General features: G+C 69.1%; 9 protein-coding genes. 6 read left to right on the plus strand and 3 right to left on the minus strand.

The genetic code is table 11. The annotated features are described in order from the left end of the window. Positions 1–3: 3 nt before the first annotated feature. Positions 4–372, plus strand: coding sequence for an FKBP-type peptidyl-prolyl cis-trans isomerase (locus R8G01_01135; GenBank protein ID MDW3212573.1), 369 nt, complete (start codon positions 4–6; stop codon positions 370–372). A 41-nt stretch (positions 373–413) separates the two neighbouring features. Here the strand turns inward: R8G01_01135 and R8G01_01140 are convergent, their stop codons facing one another. Then, positions 414–1,796 (minus strand): GH1 family beta-glucosidase, encoded by a 1,383-nt coding sequence (locus R8G01_01140; GenBank protein MDW3212574.1) that lies wholly within the window; start codon positions 1,794–1,796, stop codon positions 414–416. 309 nt (positions 1,797–2,105) lie between these two features. Between R8G01_01140 and R8G01_01145 the strand changes: the two genes are divergently transcribed. Next, entirely contained in the window at positions 2,106–15,194 is a 13,089-nt protein-coding gene (locus tag R8G01_01145) for a choice-of-anchor Q domain-containing protein (GenBank protein MDW3212575.1), read from the plus strand. Continuing rightward, positions 15,191–15,850: a hypothetical protein gene (locus tag R8G01_01150; GenBank protein MDW3212576.1), complete on the plus strand. Its 660-nt coding sequence runs from the start codon at positions 15,191–15,193 to the stop codon at positions 15,848–15,850. Before R8G01_01145 ends, R8G01_01150 begins: the two co-directional genes overlap by 4 nt. A 16-nt stretch (positions 15,851–15,866) precedes the next feature. Here the strand turns inward: R8G01_01150 and R8G01_01155 are convergent, their stop codons facing one another. Both R8G01_01155 and R8G01_01160 read right to left on the minus strand, forming a co-directional pair. Further along, positions 15,867–19,580: an adenylate/guanylate cyclase domain-containing protein gene (locus R8G01_01155; protein ID MDW3212577.1), complete on the minus strand. Its 3,714-nt coding sequence runs from the start codon at positions 19,578–19,580 to the stop codon at positions 15,867–15,869. Positions 19,581–19,736: 156 nt separating this feature from the next. Beyond that, positions 19,737–20,492, minus strand: a complete 756-nt coding sequence (locus tag R8G01_01160) for a sulfite exporter TauE/SafE family protein (GenBank protein ID MDW3212578.1) — start codon at positions 20,490–20,492, stop codon at positions 19,737–19,739. Between the two features lie 49 nt (positions 20,493–20,541). Here R8G01_01160 and R8G01_01165 point away from each other — a divergent pair, with 49 nt between their 5' ends. From R8G01_01165 to egtD, 3 genes are all read left to right on the plus strand, one after another. Next, on the plus strand, positions 20,542–21,483 hold the full coding sequence (locus R8G01_01165; GenBank protein ID MDW3212579.1) for a sugar kinase: 942 nt from the start codon (positions 20,542–20,544) through the stop codon (positions 21,481–21,483). A gap of 882 nt (positions 21,484–22,365) precedes the next feature. Beyond that, positions 22,366–22,836, plus strand: a complete 471-nt coding sequence (locus R8G01_01170) for an SUMF1/EgtB/PvdO family nonheme iron enzyme (GenBank protein MDW3212580.1) — start codon at positions 22,366–22,368, stop codon at positions 22,834–22,836. Further along, positions 22,833–23,819: an L-histidine N(alpha)-methyltransferase gene (egtD, locus tag R8G01_01175; protein MDW3212581.1), complete on the plus strand. Its 987-nt coding sequence runs from the start codon at positions 22,833–22,835 to the stop codon at positions 23,817–23,819. The genes R8G01_01170 and egtD overlap by 4 nt, the downstream gene beginning before the upstream one ends. The last annotated feature ends 4 nt before the right edge of the window (positions 23,820–23,823 follow it).

Genomic DNA, 23,823 nt, shown 5'->3' on the forward strand with positions numbered 1-23,823 from the left:
GCCATGCGCAAGCCTGACGTGACCGTGCCCGACACCGCGCCCCCGAGCGAACTCGTGATCACCGACGATGTCGTCGGCGAGGGCGACGAAGCCGCAGCCGGCCAAGACGTGACCGTCCACTACGTCGGTGTGTCGTGGTCGACCGGCCAACAGTTCGACGCCTCGTGGGACCGCATGGAACCGTTCCGGTTCGGGCTCGGTGCCGGTCAGGTGATCAAGGGATGGGACCAGGGCGTCGCCGGCATGAAGGTCGGCGGGCGCCGTACGCTGCACATCCCGCCGGACCTCGGCTATGGCGCACAGGGAGCCGGGGGCGTCATCGCTCCCAACGAGACGCTGATCTTCGTCGTCGACCTGCTCGGCGTCCACTGATCTCGGTCCGGCCCGGTGGATCCGGGTCGGTCGAGTTGTGCTCAGTCGGAGAACTCCGGGATTGCGTGCTCTCGGATCACGTCGCGGTACCAGTAGGCGCTGTCGCGCGGGGTGCGCTCGAGCGTGTCGAAGTCGACGTGCACGATGCCGAACCGCTTGTCGTAACCCAGTGCCCATTCGAAGTTGTCGAGGAGCGACCACTGGTAGTACCCGCGGATGTCGACGCCGGCCTCGATGGCGTCGAGTATCGACCTCAAGTGCAGGTCGAGGTAGTCGATCCGTCGGACGTCGTGGCACCGGCCGTCGACCAACGGATCGTCGTATGCGGCCCCGTTCTCGGTGATGTACAGCGGTGGCAGGTTCGGATACTCGCGATCGAGCCGCACGAGGAGTTCGGTGAACCCGTCCGGGGTGATCGGCCATCCCATGTCGGTGTGAATCGCTCGGGTCGGTGACTCCTTCGTGCCGGTGACCGTGGGGTACTGCGCCCACTCGGTCGTCCGGTCGTCGGCCTGTTGCACGAGGATGTCGAAGTAGTAGTTGATGCCCATCCAGTCGAGTGGCTGGGCGATCATCGCCTCGTCGCCCGGTTGGATCGCAGCAGCGAGCGGGCCGTAGCGGTCGATCACGTCTGCCGGGTACGCGCCGGTCAGTGTCGCGTCGAACCACCAGCGGTTGTGGATCCCGTCGATCATCCGCATCTCGTCCTCGTTCGCGACCGGCGACCCCTCCGCGACGATGTTCGACGGGTTGATCACGATGCCGAGGGCGAGCCCGTTGCGTTCGGCCCGCATCGCCTGGACGGCGAGGCCGTGGGCGAGGAGCTGGTGGTGGGCCACCGTGACCGCGGCCCGTGGATCGTGGAGTCCCGGTGCGTGGACGCCGGCGGCGTGCCCGAGGTAGGCGTAACACCACGGTTCGTTGAACGTCGACCACATCGTCACCCGATCGCCGAACTCCTGGACCATCAGGGCCGCGTAGTCGGCGAACCAGCTCACCGTGTCACGACTGCGGAACCCGCCGATCTCTTCGAGACCGCTCGGCAGATCCCAGTGGAACAGCGTCGGGCACGGCGTGATGCCGTGTTCGAGCAGCAGGTCGACCAGACGGTGGTACCAGTCGAGGCCGGCACGGTTCGGCGTGGTTCGACCGTCGGGGATCACGCGCGGCCATGCGATCGAGAACCGGTAGGTCTGCAGCCCCAGCTCGGACATCAGCTTCACGTCGGATTCGACCCGGTGGTAGTGGTCGCAGGCGATGTCGCCGGTGTGGCCGTTGGCGACCTTGCCCTCGGTGTGCGAGAACTCGTCCCACACCGAGCGACCTCGGCCGTCGTCGTGGACGGCCCCTTCGATCTGGTACGCCGCGGTGGCGGCTCCCCAGACGAAATCGGCGGGGACGGCGCGGGCTGGTCGTTCGCTCATGAAGCGGACGACTGTACCGGTCGTTCGGCCGGCAGACAGACCGGCCCGATCTGACCTCGACGACACCGAATTTCACGTAGCGTGGAGATTGACCCGCCCCGCGTGGCATTTCGGGGTGCCCCTTGCCACGTTCCGTGCGAATTGTGTGTTTCTTGTGGCGCCGACGAGCGGGGATCTGTTAGCACAGGCGAGGGATCACGGGCCGCGGCCCGCGTTTCCAGGCGAAACTCGAAGGCACGTGCTCGCCCGGCGGAATGGCGACCACGTGCGCGTGCCTTCACACCACGGCGGAGGCGAGAGGTACACAACATGGGCGACACTGCGGGCGCAGCGATCGGATCGACGACCGGCCGAGAGCTGATCACACGGCGACGGAGCCCCGACCTCCGCGGACCCCTGATCTCACTGGTGGTCGCGGCACTCGTCACGTCGGTGTCGACCGTCGTGCCCGCACTGCTGCCGAACGATCCGAGCAGCCCCGCCGCCGAACCGGCTGCGACCGCTGCGGCGACTGCGCAGGTGCTCCCGCCAGGGACGGTTCCCGAGGGCCTCACGCTCGACGAGTGGACCACGATCCGGCGCGAGGTCGCCGCCGCCGAGGCCGTACGTGTCGAACCGGCGCCGGTCGTTCGGTCGGCGGCGCCCGTTCCCGAGTTGTCGTCCGGGTCGGCGCGAGCCGAGTTCGTCGCCGGCGCAGCCGTGGTCACCGTCGGCTCCGGGCCGGAGGTGTCGTTCACGACGAGCCGGATCGGAGACGTCGTGCCGGTGGCGACCGCACCGTCGGTCGCCGGCGACCGGGTCGAGTTCGTCCATCGGGCCACGGTGACCGAGTGGTTCCGCGAAACCACGGCAGGTCTGCAGCAGGGCTTCACCATCGGCGCGCCCACGTCGGCGGACCCGCGAGTCGAGATCGAGGTCGCCGTCGACGGTGGCACGCCACGGCTGGTCGACGAGCAATCGGTGACGATCGACCGGGTCGGCGCAGCGCCGCTGGCGTATCGCGAGTTGATGGCGTGGGACGCCACGGGAACGCCACTGCCGGCCGCGATGTCGGTCGTCGGCGACGTGATCGTGTTGACGGTCGACACGACCGGGGCCACGTATCCCGTCACCGTCGACCCGATCATCTCCGAGGACACCAAGTTGCTGCCGGCGGCCGACGCCGCCGGCGACCTGATGGGCGAGGTCGTCGCGATCGACACCGACGCGCCCGGTGGTGCGATCGCTGTCGTCAGCGCCACCGGCGACGACGACCTCGGGCCGCAGACCGGCGCGGTGTACGTGTTCCGCGAGGCCGGTGGCACCTGGGACCGCGAAGCGACCCTGTTCAGCCCGGTTCCGGCCGCCGAGCAGTTCGGTGGGGCGCTCGCGGTGAGCGGCGATGCGATCGCCGTCGGGGCCCCGGGGGCCGACGGCGAGGCCCAGGACAGCGGTGCCGTCTACGTCTACGAGCACCTCGGCGGTGGCAACTGGGCCGTCGACGAAGTCCTCTACGAGTGCGACCTCGGCTTCGAGACGTCGTGCACCAACACCGGACCGTTCCCGGCCGCGGGTGAGACCATCGACAGCTACGCCGGTCGCGCGTTCGGTCGAGCCCTCGCATTCGACGGCAGCGGAACGCTGCTCCTCGTCGGCGTGCCGGGTGGCGGTCTCGCGCCGGCCGACAACGGCACCGCATATCTGTACGAGCTCTCCGGTGGCGACTGGTCGACCGACACCCAGATCATCTCGCCGGTCGACACCGGCGCCGATGCGTTCGGCTGGGCGGTCGACATCGACGCCGACGGTCTCAACATCGTCATCGGCGCTCCCGACCACGACAATGCCGGCGTTGAGGACTCGGGTTCGGCGTGGTGGTACCAGTGGAACGGCGCGATCGTGAGCGCGACACCGGACGAGCTCGCCGATGTGTTCGATCCGCTGGCGCCGGCTCGCGGCGACTTCGAGGATGACTTCGGTGCCGACGTGTCGGTCGCCCAGGATGCGGACGGCGACATGATCGCGTTGATCTCGCGACAGACGATGAAGACCGAGTTCGACTTCGGTTCGCCGGGGTCAGGCACGTCGACATTCCGTGTGGGCAGTGGCATTTCGCCGAGTGGAACGAGCCGGGGATGGTTCACGTCGAGCTTCAGTCCTGACGGGGCCTCTCGGCGGGACTCGGTCGACACCGACGGCGTGGCACTCGTCGACGGCTTCCCCACCTATCTGAGCGGCGCCAACAACGGGTTCGTCGGGGTGCAGACCTGGGACGCTGCCACCAACACGATCGCGACCTCCGATGCGATCCCGCAGGGCGTCGGCGATCGACGCGGGTTCGACGTGGCGGTCGACGCCGGCACCCTGGTCACGGGTGCTCCGTGGGCGTCGGCTGACGGAGTTCGGTCCGGTGAGGCGACTGTCTGGGGCGTCGATACGCCCGACACGCTCGTCGCGACCTTGTCGGGCGAGACCGACGCGCAGGACGATCGGTATGGCTGGGCCGTCGACGTCGACGGTGACCTGATGGCCGTATCGGCGATCAACGACGACCTGTTCGCCCCCGACGGCGGCACCGTCTACCTGTACGTGCGCGACGGCACATCGTCCGCCTGGGAACTCGACGCGACGTTGTCGTTGGTCGAGGTGGTGCCCGGCGACCGCGCCGGCGAGGCCGTGGCGGTGTACGGCGATCGGGTCGCGATCGGTTCGTCGAATCGACTGAGCGGATCGACCAAGCCCGGTGTGGTCGACGTGTTCCGGCGGGTCGGCCCGGGCTCCTGGGTCCCGGTCGGCGCGACGATCAGCGGCGGCTTCGTGCCCGACGCGTTCGGTGCCTCGGTGGCCTTCCAGGACGAGAACACGCTCGTCGTCGGCGCCCCGCAGAGTGGTGGCACGGGTGCCGTCTTCCAGGTCACCTGGGACGGGGCGGCGTGGAATCCTCCCGTCGAGCTGTCCACGACCAACCCGCCGGCGGCGGGTGATCAGATGGGCTACTCGGTCGCCGTCAGCCAGGAGGAGTCCGGTGATCACGTCATCGTCGCCGGAGCGCCCGGGTACGACCGCACCTCACCGGATGCGGCCGTCGACAGCGGAGCGCTCCAGATCTTCCGGGACGAGGGCCTCGGCGCACAGCCGCTCCAGCTCGTCGAGACCGGTGCGCAGTGGGGGACGGGCGATCGTGTCGGTTCCGCTGTCGCCAGCGATCGGGGCTTGCTCGCGGTCGCCGGTGTTGCGAACGAGCAGTCGGGAGCGAACCTGCAGGCGTACCTGCTCGAGCCGATCGGTTCGAACTTCCTGATCGCCGGTTCGTTCGTCGCCGAGCTCGGCACCGACATCGATGCCAACCCGAATTCGTACGTCGACCTCGTCGGCCGCAACCTGTTCCTCGGTCGCCCGGGCGGCGGTGGTCAGGTCGGCATCTTCCGTGACGTCGACGGACTCGGTTTCCCCACCGCCCCGGTCGATCAGTTCATCCCGGCCGGTCGTCAGCTCGGCGACGCGATCGGCTTCGCGCTCGCCGCCGACGGACGCACGCTCGTCGCCGGCGGCTACGGCGACGACGATCTCGCCGCCGCGACGGTCGTCGACGGCGACTCCGGAGCGGCCTACTCGCAGCGTTTCCTGGCACTGTCGCACACGTTCGTGGGGCCGGGGATCGGCTTCGGCACCGCGGACAACTGGGACACGGGCCTGGTGCCCGGACCGAACGACGTCGCCATCATTCCGCCAGGAGGCGTCGAGGTCGGCGTGTCCGGAGCGCAGTCCGTCGGATCGCTCATCGTCGGCGCCGGCTCGACGGTCACGGTCGAAGAGGGCATCGGCAACTCGCTCACGCTGACGGGCGGCATCGACGGGCTCACGTCGGTGAACGAGGGCACGATCGAGTTCCAGGCCGCCGCCACGATCGACGGCCAGCTCATCAACCGCGGCTCGATCGTGTTCGGCGGCACGGCGTCGTACCTCGTCGGCGGCGACGGCGCGATCGACAACGAGGCGTCGATCGACGTGATCCACAACGGTCCCGGCGTCACGACGAGTGCCGGGTTGACGATCGGGACCTACTCCTCGTCGAACCTGTTCGTCACCGTCGGTCGGCTCACGATCCAGTCCGACTTCATCAACGACGCCCAGATCGCGGTCGCTACCGGGGCCACGCTGAGCACGACGGGAGCGGTCACGTTCACGTCGAACAGCTCGATCGAGTTCGAGATCGGCGGCCCCGGCGCCGGCGGGAGCGCCAATCACGGTCAGCTGACCGCCACGAGCGGCATCGACATCGCCGGCACGTTGTCGACCTCGTACAACGGCTACGTGCCGATCGACGGCGACGAGTACGCCGTCATCATCGGATGTGATTGCCCGGGCGACACGTTCGACGTGTTCGACATCGACCCGTTGACCGCCGACATCGGCTTGAACAACATCCTGCTGTCGGCGTCCGCGCCGCCGGCGGGCCCGCTGACGGTCGATACGGTGGACGACACGATCGCCGCCGACGGGTCCTGCTCGCTGCGCGAGGCGATCACGGCCGCCAACGCCGACTCGGTCGGCGGTGACTGCGGTACGGCTTCAGGCGCCGACTACATCGACTTCGCCGTGAGCGGCAACATCGAACTGGGCACCCGATTGCCGACCATCACCGATGAGGTGTTCATCGACGGTTCCGGCCAGACGGTCGTCATCGACGGGCTGGCGAGCACCGACGGTGACGGCACCGCGATCCTCCTCGTCGATCCGGCGGGGACGGTCACGCTGTCGAACCTGACGGTGACCCGCGGCGGGCCCGCTACCTGCGCGGTCGGAACGGACACCTGCGGAGCCGTCCAGAACTACGGCAGTCTCACGATCGAGGACTCGACGTTCTCCGATCACCTGGGTGGCGGGCTCACCAACGGCATCGCGGTCACGAACCGCGGCGGTGGCGATCTGACGATCAACCGGAGCACCTTCGTCGGCAACGCAGGCGGTTCCTCCGGTGCGATCTTCAATGCCGATGCCGGGACGACGCTCACGATCGACAACTCGACGTTCTCGGACAACACTGCCGGTGGGGCCGGAGCGATCTACAACGCGTTCGGCGCGACGACGACGATCACCAACAGCACGTTCGTCGGCAACGGTGGCGACGCCACGATCAGGAACGCCGGCGGCTCGCCGGCGATCGTCCTCCGGAACACGATCGTGACCGCCGCTGCCGGCGGACCCGCCTGTTCGGCGGTCGACCCGATCTCGGCGGACCCGTTCAACTTCGACACCGACGGCTCGTGCGGCGGTGCCTCCACCGCGTCGATCGGCGAACTCGGCCTCGGATCGCTCGCCGACAACGGTGGTCCGACCGAGACGATCGCGCTGCAGCCGGGGAGCGTCGCGATCGATGCGGCGTTCTACCCGTACTGCTCCGAGGGCGAGATCGCGAATCAGGATCAGCGTGGCGAGTTCCGCCCGCAAGGCCTCGGATGTGACATCGGAGCGTTCGAGGCGCCCGGAACCCCACCGGCCAACAAGGTGACGTCCGGCAATGCGGGACGCGACCGGTTCGGTATCGACGTCGACGTCGACGGCGACACGGCCGTCGTCGCGGAGGTCGACCAACCCGGCGAGGCGAGTTCGGTCTGGGTGCTGACCCGCGACGGCGGCACTGGCAGCTGGTCGATCACACAGCGGCTGTCGCCCGGGTCGATCAGTTCCGGCGTCGTCGACGTCGCCATCGCCGACGGTGTGATCGCCGCGGTGGCGGAGAACGGTGCGGTGCAGATCTGGGAAGACTCCGGCACACTCCTCGATCCGTTCGTGACGGCGCCGTTCACTGCCGGTCTCGGCCAGATGCGCTCGGTCGACACCGACGGAACCGGAGTCTTCGCGGCGGGGCCGCTCGGCGGCACCCTCTGGACCCCGGACATCAACGGAACATGGCAACCGGTCAGTTCCTCGGCCATCGTGACGACCGATTACGGCAGCGCCGTGTCGATCGACGGCGGCACCATCGTCGTGGCGGAGAACGACGCCGTCGCCGTGACCGACGGGCGGGTCTTCGTCTACTCCCGCTCCGGATCATCGTGGAGCGGCGCCGCCGGGCTCGGTGGCTCGACCGACGTCCTGACCGCACCGCTCGCGGCGGCGACTGACGGCTACTTCGGGTCGTCGGTCGCGGTCCAGGGATCCACCCTGGTGGTCGGTCAGGATCTCGAGGACAACGACCCCAGCGACCCGCGGGGTGCGCAAGCCGACGCCGGTGCGGCGTGGGTCTACAGCGGGGAGCCCGGCGCATGGAGCGCTCCGGCGAAGCTGGTTCCGGCAGACAACGACACCGCCAACCGGTTCGGCTGGTCGGTCGCGATCGACGGGGCGAGCATCGTGGTGGGTGCGTCGGGCGCCGAGGAGCTCGGTGTCCCAACGCGCAACGGGGCCGCCTACCTGTATCGCCGGACGCCGGGCGGACTCTGGATCGAGGCCGACACGCTGCGTGCCGCCGACGGCCAGGGCGCGTCCAGCTTCGGCACCGGTGTCGCGGTGTCCGGGAACAGCGTGATCGTGGGCGCTCCGCTCGACGACAACGACAACGGCGTCGACGCCGGCGCGGCGTACCTCTTCGACGTCGTGCTCCCGGACGATCCCGAGCTGGACTTCGACCTGTCGCTCGATTCATCACCGATCGTCAACGTCGCCCCCGCCGGCCTCGCCGTGGCGGAGTTCAGCGGCGCCGCGCTCGAACGCAACGCTGCGTCGAGCGCGACCGTCGCGGCGTCGCCGCTGTCGGCGATCGACGTGCAGGACGCACCGTTGTCCGCCATCGAGATCGGTTCCACCCCGCTGTCGGCGATCGTGCTCGAGTCGACGCCGCTGTCGGCGATCCCGCTGTCGGCGATCGACATCGACGGAGGCTGGGACGACCTGATCGCCGGGACGACGCTGGCCGACGTGCCGTTCTCCACGCTGACCTTCGACGATGCCCTGCTCGACCCGGCAGTGAACGCCGCGATCCAGGCCGCGCCGCTCTCCGCGATCGATGTGAACGGCACGCCCCTGTCGGCGATCCCGTTGAGCGCGATCGCCCTCGGCTCGACGCCCTTGAGCGCGATTCCGCTGAGCGCGATCGGTTCGTCGTGGTGCGACATCGTGACGGCACACGTCCAGGACGTGAGCTGTACCGCGGGGTCCGACGACGTCGGGATCAGCCTGCTCGAGGCCACCTTGCGTGGCGTCCCGCTGTCGGCGATCCCGCTGTCGGCGATCCCGCTCAGCGCGATCGACTTCTCCGACCCGACCGTCGCGGCGTCGCCGCTGAGCGCGATCCCGCTGAGCGCGATCAACCTGAACGCCTCGCCGTTGTCGGCGATCCCGCTGTCGGCGATCCCGCTGAGCGCGATCGGCCCGACGAGCACGCCGCTGTCGGCGATCCCCTTGAGCGCGATCGGCCCGGCCAGCACGCCGCTGTCGGCGATCCCGTTGAGTGCGATCCAGGTGGGGACCACGCCGTTGTCGGCGATCCCGCTGTCGGCGATCGGCACCGACGAAGCGACGCTGGCCGACATCCCGGTCGCGATCCCGCTGTCGGCGATCCCGCTCAGCGCCATCGACGTGCAGGGTGCGCCGCTGTCGGCGATCCAGGTCCAGGGTGCGCCGCTGTCGGCGATCCCGTTGTCGGCGATCGCTCTGGCCGACACGCCGCTGTCGGACATCGAGTTGAGTGCGATCGGGGCGACCGACTGGTGCGCCGTGCTCGCCGACATCGACGCCGGCTTCGACTGCACCACCGGTGCCGACGTCGACACCACGACTCTGCGCGAGCTGTCGGTCCGGGGCGTGCCGTTGTCGGCGATCCCGTTGAGTGCGATCCCGCTGTCGGCGATCCCGTTGAGTGCGATCCCGCTGTCGGCGATCCCGTTGAGTGCGATCCCGCTGTCCGCCATCCCGCTGTCGGCGATCCCGTTGAGCGCCATCGATCTGCAGGACACCCCGTTGTCGGCGATCGACCCGGGTGCATCTCCGCTGTCGGCGATCCCGCTGAGCGCGATTCCGCTGAGTGCGATCGACGTGCAGCGGTCGCCGCTGAGCGCGATCCCGCTCAGCGCCATTCCGTTGAGCGCGATTCCGCTGAGTGCCATCCCGCTGAGTGCCATCCCGCTGAGTGCGATCCCGCTGTCGGCGATCCCGCTGAGCGCCATCCAGGTGAACGGCACGCCGCTGTCCGCGATCCCGTTGAGCGCGATCGACGTGCAGGGTTCACCGCTGAGTGCGATTCCACTGTCGGCGATTCCGCTCAGCGCCGTCGACTGTGGCGTCGCCAACTGCGCGACGCAGACGCTCGGCGAGGCGGCCGCCGCCGGAGCGATCGTGCCGTCGACCGATCTCGGCGACGTCCAGTCGGGTTCGTCGGGTGTGCGGCTCGGTGAACTGATCCCGTTCCTCCCTGACGTCGTCGCCGCTGACGTCGTCGCCGCCCTCGAGGCCCTCGGGCTCACGATGGACGACCTGACGACGCTCGACGACCTGCAGCTCGGCGACATCGCCGGCCTATCGCAGCTCGACGACATCACGCTGGCCGACATCGAGGTCGCGCTGTACCACGTGCGCATCGCCGACCTGATCGGCGCGCTGGTCGATCCGACCTCGGGGCGCACCTTCAGCGCATCCGAGACGGAGGCGGCGCTGCGCGAGTCGGTCGACGATGTCGGGCTCACGTTCGGTGAGCTGCTGTCGTTGGGCGACGTGACCGTCGGCGAGCTCGTCGACGGTGGTCTCACGATCACCCTCGACGACATCGAGCCGATCCTCGGATTCATCACGATCCAGGCCCTGGTCGACTACCTCGGCGCCACCGGTGGCGCCACCACGCTGACGCTCGGCGACCTCACGGCCGAGCAGCTCGGTCGACTCACCCTCGCCGACCTCTTCGGCCGCGGCATCGACGAGTTCGACTCCCTCGATCTGGGCGATCTCCTCTCGCAGATCCAGGACGAACTCGAGGCGTTCAGCCTCGGTGACCTGCTGCTGCTGCTCCTCGACGCCAGCTCGCTCAACTTCGGCGGTGCCGACTTCGAACACATCGACATCGCCGAGCTCCCGGCGTCGACGATCCCGGCGGTGTCGTTCTCGGCGTCGTTCACGTCGTCGTCGCCGGCCGGCAGGGCGTACCCGGTCGAGCTCGAACTGTCGATCCCGAGCTCCGCGAGCTACGTGCCCGGCTCGGCGGTGCTGACCACGACCGACGGAGGCCTGCCACCCGTCGTGGCACCGCTCGAACCGGCCGTGGTCGACAACGAGCTGCGATGGTCGTTCACGGCGGTCGGTTCCGACGTCGACTACGAGATCGCCTTCGAGGTCAAACCGCAGGTGACCCTCGGCTCGACGGTGCTGCAGGGGGCCGCTCGGCTCGTCGGCACGGACATCGTGGTCGGTGCGACGTCGGCGGTGTCGGTGGCCGAGGGGCTCGAACCGAACGACTTCCCGCCACCCGAGGTGACGCCCCTCGTCGCGGACACCATCTATCTGACCTACATCCCCGACTCGACCGACATCGACGTGTTCGAGATCACGCTGGCCGACCGAGACGTCCTCTCGCTCGAGCTGTCCAACCTGAGCGCCGACTTCGACCTCGCCGTCTATGTCGACGGGTCGACCACGGGCGCCGTCGGCACGCCGCTCGCGGTGCCGGGTCCCGAGGATCCGATCGTGCCGTTGACCGATCCCGACCAGACCGGCGCCGACGCCGAGGTGCTCGACGACTTCGTGCGGCTCGACCACATCGACCCCGATCTGGAACTGATCGAGGTGTCCAACGCTCGCGGGGTGGAGAACGAGCTGATCGTCACCGAGCAGCTCCCGGCCGGCACGTACTACGTGCAGGTGTACGGCGCGAACGGCGCCACGTCGCCGCAGCCCGCCGCGCTGCAGGCCAGGGTCGACTCGGCGGAGACCCGACCGGTCTGCCAGGCGGTCGGCCAGCTGCCCACCGCCCCGTTCGGAACCACGAACGGCATCGGGGTCACGACGAACACCCTGTTCCTCGTCAACGAGATGCGTCTCGAGCAACTCCACAGCAGCGCCGAGCGAGCGGCCGTCATGGCCGAACTCGACGCCCTCGTCGCCTACCTGGAAGCCAACCCGGCGCTCGGGATCGACCCGGCGGTCGTCGCCGTCGACGGGTTCGCCGACATCCGAGCTGCCTACGACGCCTGGGACGACCCGACGAACCTCGACGACGCCTGCGATCCCGAGGTCGCCAACGCGATCGTCAGCGAGATCAACACCGAGGTGATCGATCCGATCCGCGATCAGATCGAGTACATCGTGATGATCGGGGGCGACGACCAGATCCCGATGGCTCGCCTCGCCGACGGCACGGCGATCGCAAACGAGTACGACTATCGCCACGAGTTCGACGGCGACCTCACCGGGGCCGACCCCGATGCCGCCAACTCGTTCACCTCGGCGTTCTGGGAGAGCCGCTTCCTGTCCGACGAACCGTACGGTGAGTCGTCGGCCCAGAGCCTCGGCAACCGCTATCTGTACGTGTCCGACGCGGCGCTCGGACGTCTCGTGGAGACGCCCGATCAGATCGTTCGGTCGCTCGCCGACTTCCGGATCCACCAGGGCACGCTCGACATCTCGACCGGTGCCGTCCTCGGCTACGACTTCTTGTCCGACGGTTCGGCGGCGGTGGCCGACGAACTCGAGTCGATCAGCACCACCATCTCGACCGACCTGGCCGACGGGATCGACAGCACCGACGGACTGCCGTGGGATCGTGTCGACGCGCAGGACGAGCTCGTCGCTGCCGGTCAGAACGCACTGATCTCCCTGAACGCCCACTTCGACCACTATCGGGCGCTGCCGGCGAACGGCGACCAGAAGCAGAACTTCACCGACAACCTGATCGCCTCGACGGTCCCCGGACTGCTGGGGCCCGACGGGCTCGCTCAGTCGCTGATCTTCTCGATGGGCTGCCACAGCGGCCTGGCCGTGCCCGACGGCCTGATCGGGGAGGACAACACCGACTGGGCACAGCAGATCAGCGGGGTCGGGGGCATCTACATCGCCAACACCGGCTTCGGCTACGGCGACACCGAAACGGTCGCCTACACCGAGCAGTTGATGGCGCTGTTCGCCCGGTACGTGACCTCACCGGTGCTGGTCGACGGCGCGTCGACGACGGTGGGTGAGGCCTTCAAGGTCGCCAAGAACCGGTTCATCGCCGATCTGGCCGTGCTGTCGGTCTACGACGAGAAGGCGATGATGGAATCGACCTTCTACGGCCTGCCGTTCTACCGCACGGCCCTGCCGGCTGCCGCGGCACCGCCCGTGCCGGTCAACCAGCCGGTGATCAACGCCTCGGGCGACCCGGTCGTGTCGTACACGATCACGGCGCCCAACGACCGCAACCAGACCGATCGCGGGGTGTACTACTCCAACCCGACCCCCGACGGCGGCGAGTCGATCATCGTGGCCCCCGGCCGGCCGATCCAACCGTCGTCAGCGGTCGACGTCTCGGTCGTCGACCCGGCCAACCCCGACGACCTCGCCCAGGTCGCCCACGGCGCACTCATCGTCGACATGGTCTCGAACTACGCGCTCGAACCCGACCCGGTGATCGCCACACCGATCTTCGACGAAGCCGATCAGGGCCCGGAGCCGGGGATCGGCGAGCAGACGTTCCCGGCCGTACCGGTGAAGCTGAGTACGTACGAGTCGATCGTCGGCACGCGCCAGCAGTTGGTCGTGGCGACGGGCCGGTACCGCTCCGACGCCCAGTCGCAGCGGCTCGACAGCGACATCGACGTGCTGGTCAACTACGCGCCGGTCGGCGAGACCGATTTCGAGGAGCCGACGATCTCGAACGTGACCTCGACCGTGGCCGACGGTTTGCTGTCCGTGTCCTTGACGGCGACCGATGCCTCCGCCGTCGATCGCGTCCACGTGCTGGTCGGCGAGAACCCCGGCTCGGCCACCGTCGACTGGCGCGGATTCGACCTGTCGCCGGCCGGTGCGTCGCGCTGGACGGGGTCGATCGCGCTGGCGGCGTCGACGACCGACGTCGAGTTCCTCGTCCAGGCCCAGGACACGGTCGGCAACGTCGGCTACGCGACGAACAAGGCGACCAACTTCAGTCAGAGCGCCACGCCGCCGACCCCGCCGCCGCCCACCCCGGGCCTCGTCGTGACCGTCGACGACTCGAATCTCGACGTGGCGTCCGGTTGGTACACCGGTGCGGTCGAGGTCGCGGTCGAGGTCGCTTCGGGATCGGCGACCGCCCAGTACTCGGTCGACGGGGGCCCGTTGCAGCCCGTGAGCGGGTCGTTCGAGATCACCGGCGACGGGATCCACTCCTGGACCGTTGTGACCAGCGGCAACCAGACCACCAACGGCGTCGTGCGCATCGACTCGACGGGGAGTCCGGCCATCGTGGCGGGTACCCCGGTGTTCAACGGGTCGTACCTCACGGGCACGGCAGCGATCGATCTGGTGTGCACCGACCCGAGCCTGGTGTCGTGCGACCTCGAGATCAACGGGGTCCCCGTGGACATCGGTGACCCGCTTCCCGCCGCGAGTGGGACGTACGTCCTGGTGGCGGTGGCCACCGACGCCTTCGGCAACACGACGACGACCACACTGCCGTTCGAGATCACCTCGCCGGTGTCGAACGTGCCGGTCGTCGTGTCGATCGATGCGCCCGGCACGCCACAGCTCATCACCGACGGCGTGCTGATCGACGTCGAGTTCGAAGATGGCGACGGGGCCGTCGACGACTACGTGGTGACCATCGACTGGGGCGATCTGGTCGACGAGGTGCCCGGCACGTCGACGGTGTGCACCGCGACGAGCGCCACCCCGCAGAACGGCAATCCGAACTGCGAGATCATCGCCGAGCCCGGCGCCGACGCCGGCTTGGCCGTGGCGTTCTTCGAGTACGCCCAGCCCGGCGTGTACCCGGTCACGGTGACGGTCACCGACTCCGTCGGCAACTCCGACACGTCGTCGTACGAGTTCGTCGTCGTGTACGACCCGGAGGCGGGTCGGGTCGACGGCTCCGGCTGGTACTGGTCGGGGAACGAGGCATATGACGACGGTGACCGATGGGGCAACTGGGCCTTCTTCGGATACAGCGCCCGCTACAAGAAGAACGCAACGGTCCCGTCGGGCACCACCAAGCTGCGACTGCTCGGCGAGTTCTACTTCAAGTCGACCGGCTACGACTATCTCCTCATCAACGACACGGTCGCCGTCGCCGAGGGAGTCGGCAAGCTCGACGGCCGGTCCGGCTACCGGTTCCGGGTGCAGGGTGTCGACAACGGTTGGATCGACTTCTTCCAGATCACGATCTGGGACGAGGACACGGGCGAGGTCGTCTACGACAACGGTGTCCTCTACGACAGCGGTGACGTCGTGCTGCTCGGAGGCATCCGGATCCGATCATGATGTGGCGAGCGGCAGCCGGGGTTGTCGTCGTCCTCGCACTGTCGGGCTGCGACGGTGATGACGGCGCGGCCGGCGTGCCCCCGAGCGCGCCGTCGTCCTCGGTCGACGAGCGGTCGGGCGGCACCGAGACCGGAGCTCCTCCGACACCGGCACCCGCCGACGTGGCGCCGACGTCGTCGAGCACGGTCGCCGCTCCGACGACGGTGGTCCCCGCCCCGATCCCGACGAGCGAGGTGGCGGTGCCGGCCGACGGCGCCGGTGGCGAGTCGCTGGGTCCGCTGGGGTCCACCGACGTCGAACTGACCTCGGAGGACGGTTCGGTGCAGATCGGTTCGGCCGACCTCCCGGGTCTCGCCGACGGATTCCCGCTCCCGGAAGGCACCGAGCTCGAACTCGCCAGTGAGACCACGACCGATGCGGGCTTCTCGGGTGTCGCCCCCGGCACCGTGCTCGACCAGGCCGACTTCTACCGTGAAGCCCTGCCGGCGGCGGGCTTCACGATCCTCGACGAGCAGCGTCCGACCGGTGCCGACGACCCCGATCCGGCGGTCGTGCTGTTCACCTTCGAGTCCGACGAGCGCGAGGGCGAGCTGGCGATCACCTCGGCACCCGGCGGGGACGGCGCTTCGATCATCGTCACGATCACGCGCCGCTGACCGACGTCGGTGCCGGTCAGCGTCGCGTCGGGACGGGCGGCGGCTCGACCACATCGAGCCGGGCGAACACCGACGCCGCCCGTTCAGCATGCTGCACGGCGTCGGGGTGGTCGGGCAGCGCCAGCGCGAGAGCGTGATGCGAGAGTGCTCCCTCGTAGGTGTCGTCGCCGCCGAGCTCGATCGACCTCGTGAGTGAGGCGATCGCTGCGGCGGTGTCGCCGTCGATCGCCTGTGCCAGGCCGAGGGTGCGGAGCACCCGAGGTGCGAGCCCGTGCGATGCGCCGAACTCGTCGAGGAGTTCGGCCGCCGGCGCGGCAGCGGGTTGTCCGGCCAGGAGCTGCCACTCGATCTCGCGTGCCCGAACGTCGTCGACGAGTTCGGCCAGGCCGATGCCCTCGAGCGACACCCGAGCGTTCTTCAGCGAGAGCTGCGCCTGATCGAGGAGCCCGCTGCGCATCTGTGCGACGGCCAGGAACGAGGTGGCCGCGCCGACCCCGGCGGGGTAGCCGACCGCTTCCCAATTGCGACGGGCGTCTTCGAACAGCTCGATCGCCCGCTCCCAATGCCCCTGGTCGGACAGGATCTCGGCGCTGTTGATCGCCGCGGTCTCGGCGAGCACGACACTGCTGGCGAGTCGACCGGTCTCGGTGGCTTCGAGGTAGCGCTCGCTGGCCTCGGTCCACCGGCCGGCGAAGTAGGCCCCGATGCCCAGGTTGATCAGCGTGCGGATGATGCCGCTGTTGTCGTCGAGGTCGCGGTAGATCCCGAGGGCGCGCTCGCCGACATCGGTCGCCTCGGGGTCGCGGAGGTAGGTGAGCGCGAGGTGCATTCGCTCGTACGCGAGCGCTTCGGTACCGCGATCGGCAGCCTGCTGCGCCTCCCCGAGCGCCTCGTCGGCCAGGCGTTTGCAGCCGTGCTGATCCCCCTTCCGGTGGAGGAGCCCCGCCTCGGCGAGCTTGGCCTGCGCCGACTCGGAGAGGATCTCGGGGGTCGACTCGACGCCGACGTCGAGCCGGTCGGCCTTGCGGTACCACCGCATCGCCTTGGTGGCGTCGCCCTCGCGCTCGCTGACCGAGCCCAGCTTGCGCGTGAGCCGGGTCTGGTCGGCGATGCCCGAAGCGAGCTTGCGCCCCGCCTCGTACGCGGATCGGGCGTCGGCGAAGCGTGCGAGCACGAACAGCGCATCGCCGAGCGATTCGGCGACGTGCATCCGCTCGTCGGTGGTGATGCCTGCATAGCGGGCCGACAGGAGGGCTCGTTCGAACGCCGCAGCGGCTTCGACGTTCGCGTGCTGTGCGGCGGCCTGGCGGGCGGCGATGATCGAGTACCGCCATGCCTTGTCGTGCACGCGGGCGATGCTGTAGTGCACGGAGAGCAGGGAGGCGACGCTGTCGGGATCGGCGGCGTTGGCCTCGATGCTCGCGCCGACGACACGGTGGAGCCGGAGGCGGTGACGGAAGGGAAGGCCCTCGTACGCCGCGTCGCGATAGAGCGCCGAGCTGAACGCCCACCGGCCGCCATCGGCCGGATGCAGGATGCCGTCGAGCTCGGCATCGGCGAGCCGCAGCTCGGGCTCCTCGACGTCGAGCACGTGCTGGAGATCGGTCTCCGACATGGAGGTGCCGACGACGGAGGCGACCCGCAGCAGACGCCGTGCGGCCGGCGGGAGTGCGTCGATGCGGCTCGACAGCACCTGTTCGATGCTGTTCGGGAGGTCGGACGAGTCGGAGATGCTCAGCGACAGCGCGAGTTCGCGGGCGAAGAGGGCGTTGCCGTCCGCTCGCTCGATGATCGCGTCGAGGTCGGCATCGGCGAGCGGTCGCACGCTGGCGGCGATCGCCAACCGTCGCAGCGACGCATCGTCGAGCGGTTCGAGTTCGAGCGAGACGACGTTGCCGCCGGTGAGGTCGACGGCCGACTCGCCGGTGCGCCGGGTGAACAGCCCTGACCACGCATGATCGACGCTGGTGCGGATCAGCTCGTTGGCCAGCTCGGCGGACGCCTCGTCGATCCAGTGGACGTCCTCGATGACCAGCAGGATCTTGCCGCGGATCGTCGCTTCGAAGAACTGGATGATCGCGTCGTGGACCCGAGGGCGCCAGAACTCGCGGTCGATGGCGTCGGTCTCCGGTGTCGGGCCGACCGTCGCCCCGAACGGCACCGCCAGGAGCGGCAGCAGCGGCAGCAGCTGGGGAGCGATGGCCGACACCAGGGTCTTGAGTCGTCGACCCGCGCTCTCGGCGGATGTGTTGATCTCGATACCGGAGCCGGTCCGCAGGAGTGCGCGAAACACGCTGTACGGCGACGTCGACCCGTACTGCGAGCACGAGGCCCGGAAGACGTGATGGTCGTCGAGGTCGTCGATCAGCGCCTGTGCCAACCGTGACTTGCCGACGCCGGCGGCGCCGTGCACGTCGATCAGCACGCCGCCGCGATCAACGGCATCGCGCATGCGGGCGAGCTCGGCTTCGCGGCCGACGACCCGGTCGTCCCGGTCCCGCTCGCGCACTTCGTCGGTGGCCCCGTTGACGAGCGCCGCGTGCAGCGGCTCCGACTTGCCCTTGACCGTGAACGGCTCGAGTTCGTCGGCATGGAAGACCGTCTGTGTCGATTGCAGCAGTTCGGTGGTCGCGACCACTCGGCCGGGGTCGACTTGCCCGAGCAGGCGGGCCGCGGTGTTCACCGGATCGCCCATGACGGTGTAGGCCTGCCGATACGGCGCCCCGAGGAATCCGGCGAACACCCGCCCCCGTTGGGCACCGATCCGGATCTTCAGCGGTGTCTCGAACGCGGCGATCGCCAGCGCGGCGTGCAGCATGGCGTCTTCGTCGTGGCCCGAGGTGAGCGGTACGCCGGCGGCGAGGATCAGCTTCATGCCCGACGCCGCGATGTCGGAGTGCAGGAACGTGACCTGGAACTGGAGGCAGGCGTCGCGGACAGCGTTGACGAGTCGCGCCAGTTCGTCGCGCACCGCCTCGCCGCCGATCTCCTCGAGCAACTCGTCGACCCCGGTCACCATCACGAAGCCGATGGTCGCGAGCCGGTGTTCGCCGCCGAGGTCGCTGAACGCCTCGAGTTGTTCGAGCAGCGAACCGGGCACGTACGGCGTGAGATCGACGTCGCCGTAGCCGTCACCGGCCGCTGGTGCCTGGGCCGCCCGCAGCATGAACCCGCCGCCGTCGGCCTGGGAAAGTCGTTCGGTGGTCTGCGCAGCGATCCGCTGACTGATCAGCGTGCCGCCCTTCGCCGCGGCACCTTCGAGGTGGATCACCTCGCTCGCGTTGCGCCCGCAGACCAGCATTTCCCGTCGCGGTTCTCCGACGAGGAACACGTCGAACGGGCCGGCGGCGACCCCCACCGTCATCGTGAGATTGGCCTGGCGGGCCGAACTCAGGTTCGCGAGCGCGAGCTGCATCGTCAGTGCGGCGCCGGCGCCCCGCACCTCGTGGTCGTCGCCACGGAACAGCACCAGGATTGCATCACCACCGAACTTGAGCACCTCACCGCCGTAGGCGCTGGCAGCGTTGATCAGCCCGGAGAAGCATCCGTTGATCAGCTCCGTGATCTGCTCGGCCCCGGCCTTGCCCTTGGCAGCGAGACGCTCGGACAGCGCCGTGAACCCCGAAATGTCGGCCGACAGCATCGACCCATCGACCCGCTCCCAGCGCGAGCCGGCCGTGCGGCCGAGCTCGACGGCGATCGGCGGGACGAACGGTGTCAGGTCACGCATGCGGCCGCCGTTCGTTGCTGGAGTTCGCTGTGGGCGTGTTCATGTCGAAGGTCGGCGTCCGCCGGTGCGACGCCCTCACATTCTCGCAGGTGGCGGCAGCCTCGGCCTCGTGCAATCGTGTCCGGCCGACCGAACGGGCAACGCGGCCGGGCCGGATCAGAGCAGCAGCTTGACGGCGCCGAGTGCCGACAACGCGAGGACGACGATCGCGAACAACCGTTGCGGGATGCGGTGGAACAACGACCGTCCGCTGAACGCGCCGATGAACACGGCGGGGATCACCGCCACGTCGTAGAGCAGCGCCTCGCCGGTGAAAAACGCTCCGCCGCCCGCCCAGGCCCCGAGTGCGAGGTAGAGCGGAATCTTCGAGAGGTTGACGATGAAGTACAGCCACGCGGACGTGCCGACCATCTCGTGCTTGGGGAGGCCGAGCCGGATCAGGTACGTGTTGATCACGGGACCGGCGGCGTTGGCGACGAAGGTGGTGAATCCGCCGATGGTTCCGTGGGTCGCGGCCAGGGTGGGTGTCGCCCCGGTCGGCGGGTTGCCGCGCCACATCCGGAAGATCTGCAGCGCGACGATGGCGAGCACGATCCCCCCGATCGTGACCTCGATCGCGCCGGTGGCCGACCCGACGGCGACGAAGAACGTGACGCCGAACACGTAGCCGACCGCGATCCAGACGGCGAGCGGCCGGAGGACGTCCCAGCGGGCGTGCCGGCGGTACCACCCGACCGCGAACAGGTCGGCGACGAGCAGGATCGGGAGCGTGCCACCGGCGATCATGCGGCCCTCGAACACGGTCGCGAGCAGCGGCGTGGCGATCAGCGCGCCGCCGGGCAGCCCGGTCTTCGACAGCCCGACCACGAACGCCGCGAGTGCGCCGACCAGGAGCGCCTCGACGGTGAACACCCGGGCGACCTTAGGGGGAGGGAAGCGTCGCGACGGTTACCGTGACCGGATGGCTGCGGACATCGACCTGTGCGTGCTCGGTGACTTCGCCTGGGACGTGCTGATCCGGACCAACACCGAGTTGCTCACCGGTGGGGACACCTTCGGTGAGGTGGTGTTGCTGCCCGGTGGCAGCGCCGCCAACGTCGCCGTTTGGGCATCGCGCTGTGGCATCACGACCCATTTCATCGGCAAGATCGGCCGCGACCGCATGGGCGAGTTGGCGGCGGAGAACCTCACCGCGGAGTCGGTGCGTCATCACCTGATCGAGTCCGACTCCAACGTCACCGGTTCGGTGGCGGTATTCGTCGACCACACGGGGGAGCGGTCGATGGTGTCGGGGCACGGCGCCGACTTCGACCTTCTCCCGAGCGAGGTGCCTCGCGACATCATCGCGGCCGCCGGGCACCTCCACCTGACGGCCTGGTCGTTCTTCACCGACCCGCCGCGCAGCGCGGCCCGGTCGGCTGCTCATCTGGCGCAGGCGTCGGGCGCCACCCTCTCGTTCGACCCGGGTTCGTTCCAGATGATCGAGGAGGTCGGGGTCGACCAGTTCCTGTCGGTCACACACGATCTCGGGATCGACGTGTTCCTCCCGAACAAGGAGGAGGGCACCGTCCTCACCGGGATGACCGAACCGAACGACATCGCTCGGGAGCTCGACGCGCTGTACCCGAGCGCACTGATCGTGCTCAAGCTCGACGCCGACGGTGCCCTCGTGTTCCGTGACGGTGAATCGGTCCATGTCCCGCCGGCGCCCACGAACCGTCTGGTCGACGCGACCGGCGCCGGCGACTCGTTCGCCGGAGCCTTCCTCGCCCGGTATCTCCGCGGCAACGATCCGGTCGCCGCCGCCACGTTCGCGAACCGGGTCTCGGCCTGGGTGATCGAGCACCCCGGCGCCCGCCCGCTGACCGACGGTCGCCTGGCGGCGCTGCTCGCCTCGACCTGAACGGCGCGGTTTCAGCGCGCGGACCCACGGGTACGTTGGGATCGCGGGCCGCCGAGCGGAGGGGAATACTCGTATGGGAACAGGTGTTCCCCAATCCATGCATCCAGCGACGATCCGAGACGCGTTCCGCACCACGCGAGCGCTGACCGAGGAGATCGCGGCGCCGCTGTCGCCCGAAGACCAGACGGTGCAGTCGATGCCCGACGTGAGCCCGACCAAGTGGCACCGGGCTCACACCACGTGGTTCTTCGAGACGTTCGTCCTCGGTCGCTTCGACGACGACCACTCGCCGGTCGAACCGCTGTACCGCGAGCTGTTCAACAGCTACTACGTCGGCGTCGGCCCGCAATTCACCCGCGCCGACCGGGGGTTGCTGAGCCGACCCAGCTGCGACGAGGTGGCCGAGTACCGCTCGGTCGTCGATGCCGCCGTGCTCCGGCTGTTCGCGACCCACGGGGGCGAGGCGCCGGCGCTGTCCCGGACGATCGAACTCGGCGTCCACCACGAGCAGCAGCACCAGGAGCTGGCGCTGATGGACATCAAACACGTCCTGTCGATCAACCCGCTCCGACCGGCGTACCGTCCCGCCGACGAGGTCGCCGCGAGCCCCGCCCCGCCGCTCGGCTGGGTCGAGTTCGACGCCGGCATGGTCGACATCGGCGCCGCCGACGGTGGCTTCTGCTTCGACAACGAACTGCCGCGTCACGCCGCGCACACGTATCCCTTCTCGCTGGCCGACCGTCTGGTGACCGCCGGCGAGTGGGCCGAGTTCGTCGCCGACGGCGGCTACGAGCGGCCCGACCTCTGGTTGTCCGACGGGTGGAACACCGTGCAGCGCGACGGGTGGTCGGCGCCGCTGTACTGGCTGCGCGACGACGGCGGTTGGCACGTCCACACACTCGCCGGTACCCGCCCGATCATCGACGCCGAACCGGTGCCCACGTCGGTTTCTACGAGGCCGACGCCTACGCCCGCTGGGCCGGCAAACGGCTCCCGACCGAGTTCGAGTGGGAGCACGCTGCGGTCACCGGCGAGTCGGCCGAGCCTCGGCCGTACTCGCTCGACCAGCTGCATCCTCGCCCGGCCGGGGCAGCCGGCGGCGGCCTCGAGCAGATGTTCGGCGAGTGTTGGCAGTGGACGGCGTCGTCGTACCTGCCGTACCCCGGTTTCGTCCCGGCGCCCGGTGCCGTCGGTGAGTACAACGGCAAGTTCATGTCCGGTCAGATGGTCCTGCGGGGCAGCAGCGCGTTCACGCCGCCCGGCCATGCCCGTCCGACCTACCGAAACTTCTTCCCGCCACACACCCGATGGATGCTCTCCGGTGTGCGACTCGCCGATGGAGGCACCCCATGAGCCCGGACACGATGACCGAGGCGACGTTCGATCGCCACCTCAGCGACGACTGGCGCGAGCAGGCGTTGCTCGCCGACGTCACCGCCGGGCTCGCTGCTGCGCCTCGGCGGCTGACGCCACGTTGGCTGTACGACGACCGGGGGAGCGAGCTGTACAGCGAGATCACACGGCTGCCCGAGTACTACCTGACCGAGGCCGAGCGCGGTGTGCTGCACCGTGCCGCCGGCGAGATCGTCGAGCTCAGCGGTGCCGACACGCTGATCGAACTCGGCTCGGGCACGTCCGACAAGACCACGACGCTGCTCGACGCCTTCGCGGCCGCCGGTCGCCTCGAACGCTTCGTGCCGCTCGACGTCAGCGAGCAGACGCTGCGTGACGCCGCTGCCGTGTTGGCCGAGCGGTACCCGGGCATGCACGTCCACGGTGTGATCGGCGACTTCGTCGAGCACCTGTCGGTCGTTCCGCACGAGGGCGTCCCTCTGCTGGCATTCCTCGGCTCGACGATCGGCAACTTCTATCCCGACGAGCGGGCGGCGTTCTTCCGGGCCGTCGCCGACTGGCTGCCCGGTGACGGGCACCTGTTGCTCGGGGTCGACCTCGTCAAGCCGATCGACCGGATCATGGCCGCGTACAACGACGCCGCCGGGGTGACCGCCGAGTTCACGCTCAACGTGCTCGCCGTGCTCAATCGTGAGCTCGACGCCGACTTCGACCTGGCCGGTTTCGAACACGTCGGGATGTGGGACCCGAACCACACCCGTGTCGATCTGCGACTCCGGTCGCTCGGCGACCAGCACGTGACGATCGCTCGGGCGGGCATGGAACTCGACATCGCCGCCGACGAAGAGATCCGTGCCGAGATCTCGTCGAAGTTCACGTTCGAGCAGCTCGACGGCGAGTTCGCGGCCGCCGGCCTCGAAGCGGCGCGTTCCTGGACCAGCGACGGCGGCGACGTGGCCCTGGTCATGGTTCGCCGCGCCTGAGGCG

Source organism: Ilumatobacteraceae bacterium (assembly GCA_033344875.1).
Lineage (GTDB): Bacteria > Actinomycetota > Acidimicrobiia > Acidimicrobiales > Ilumatobacteraceae > Ilumatobacter.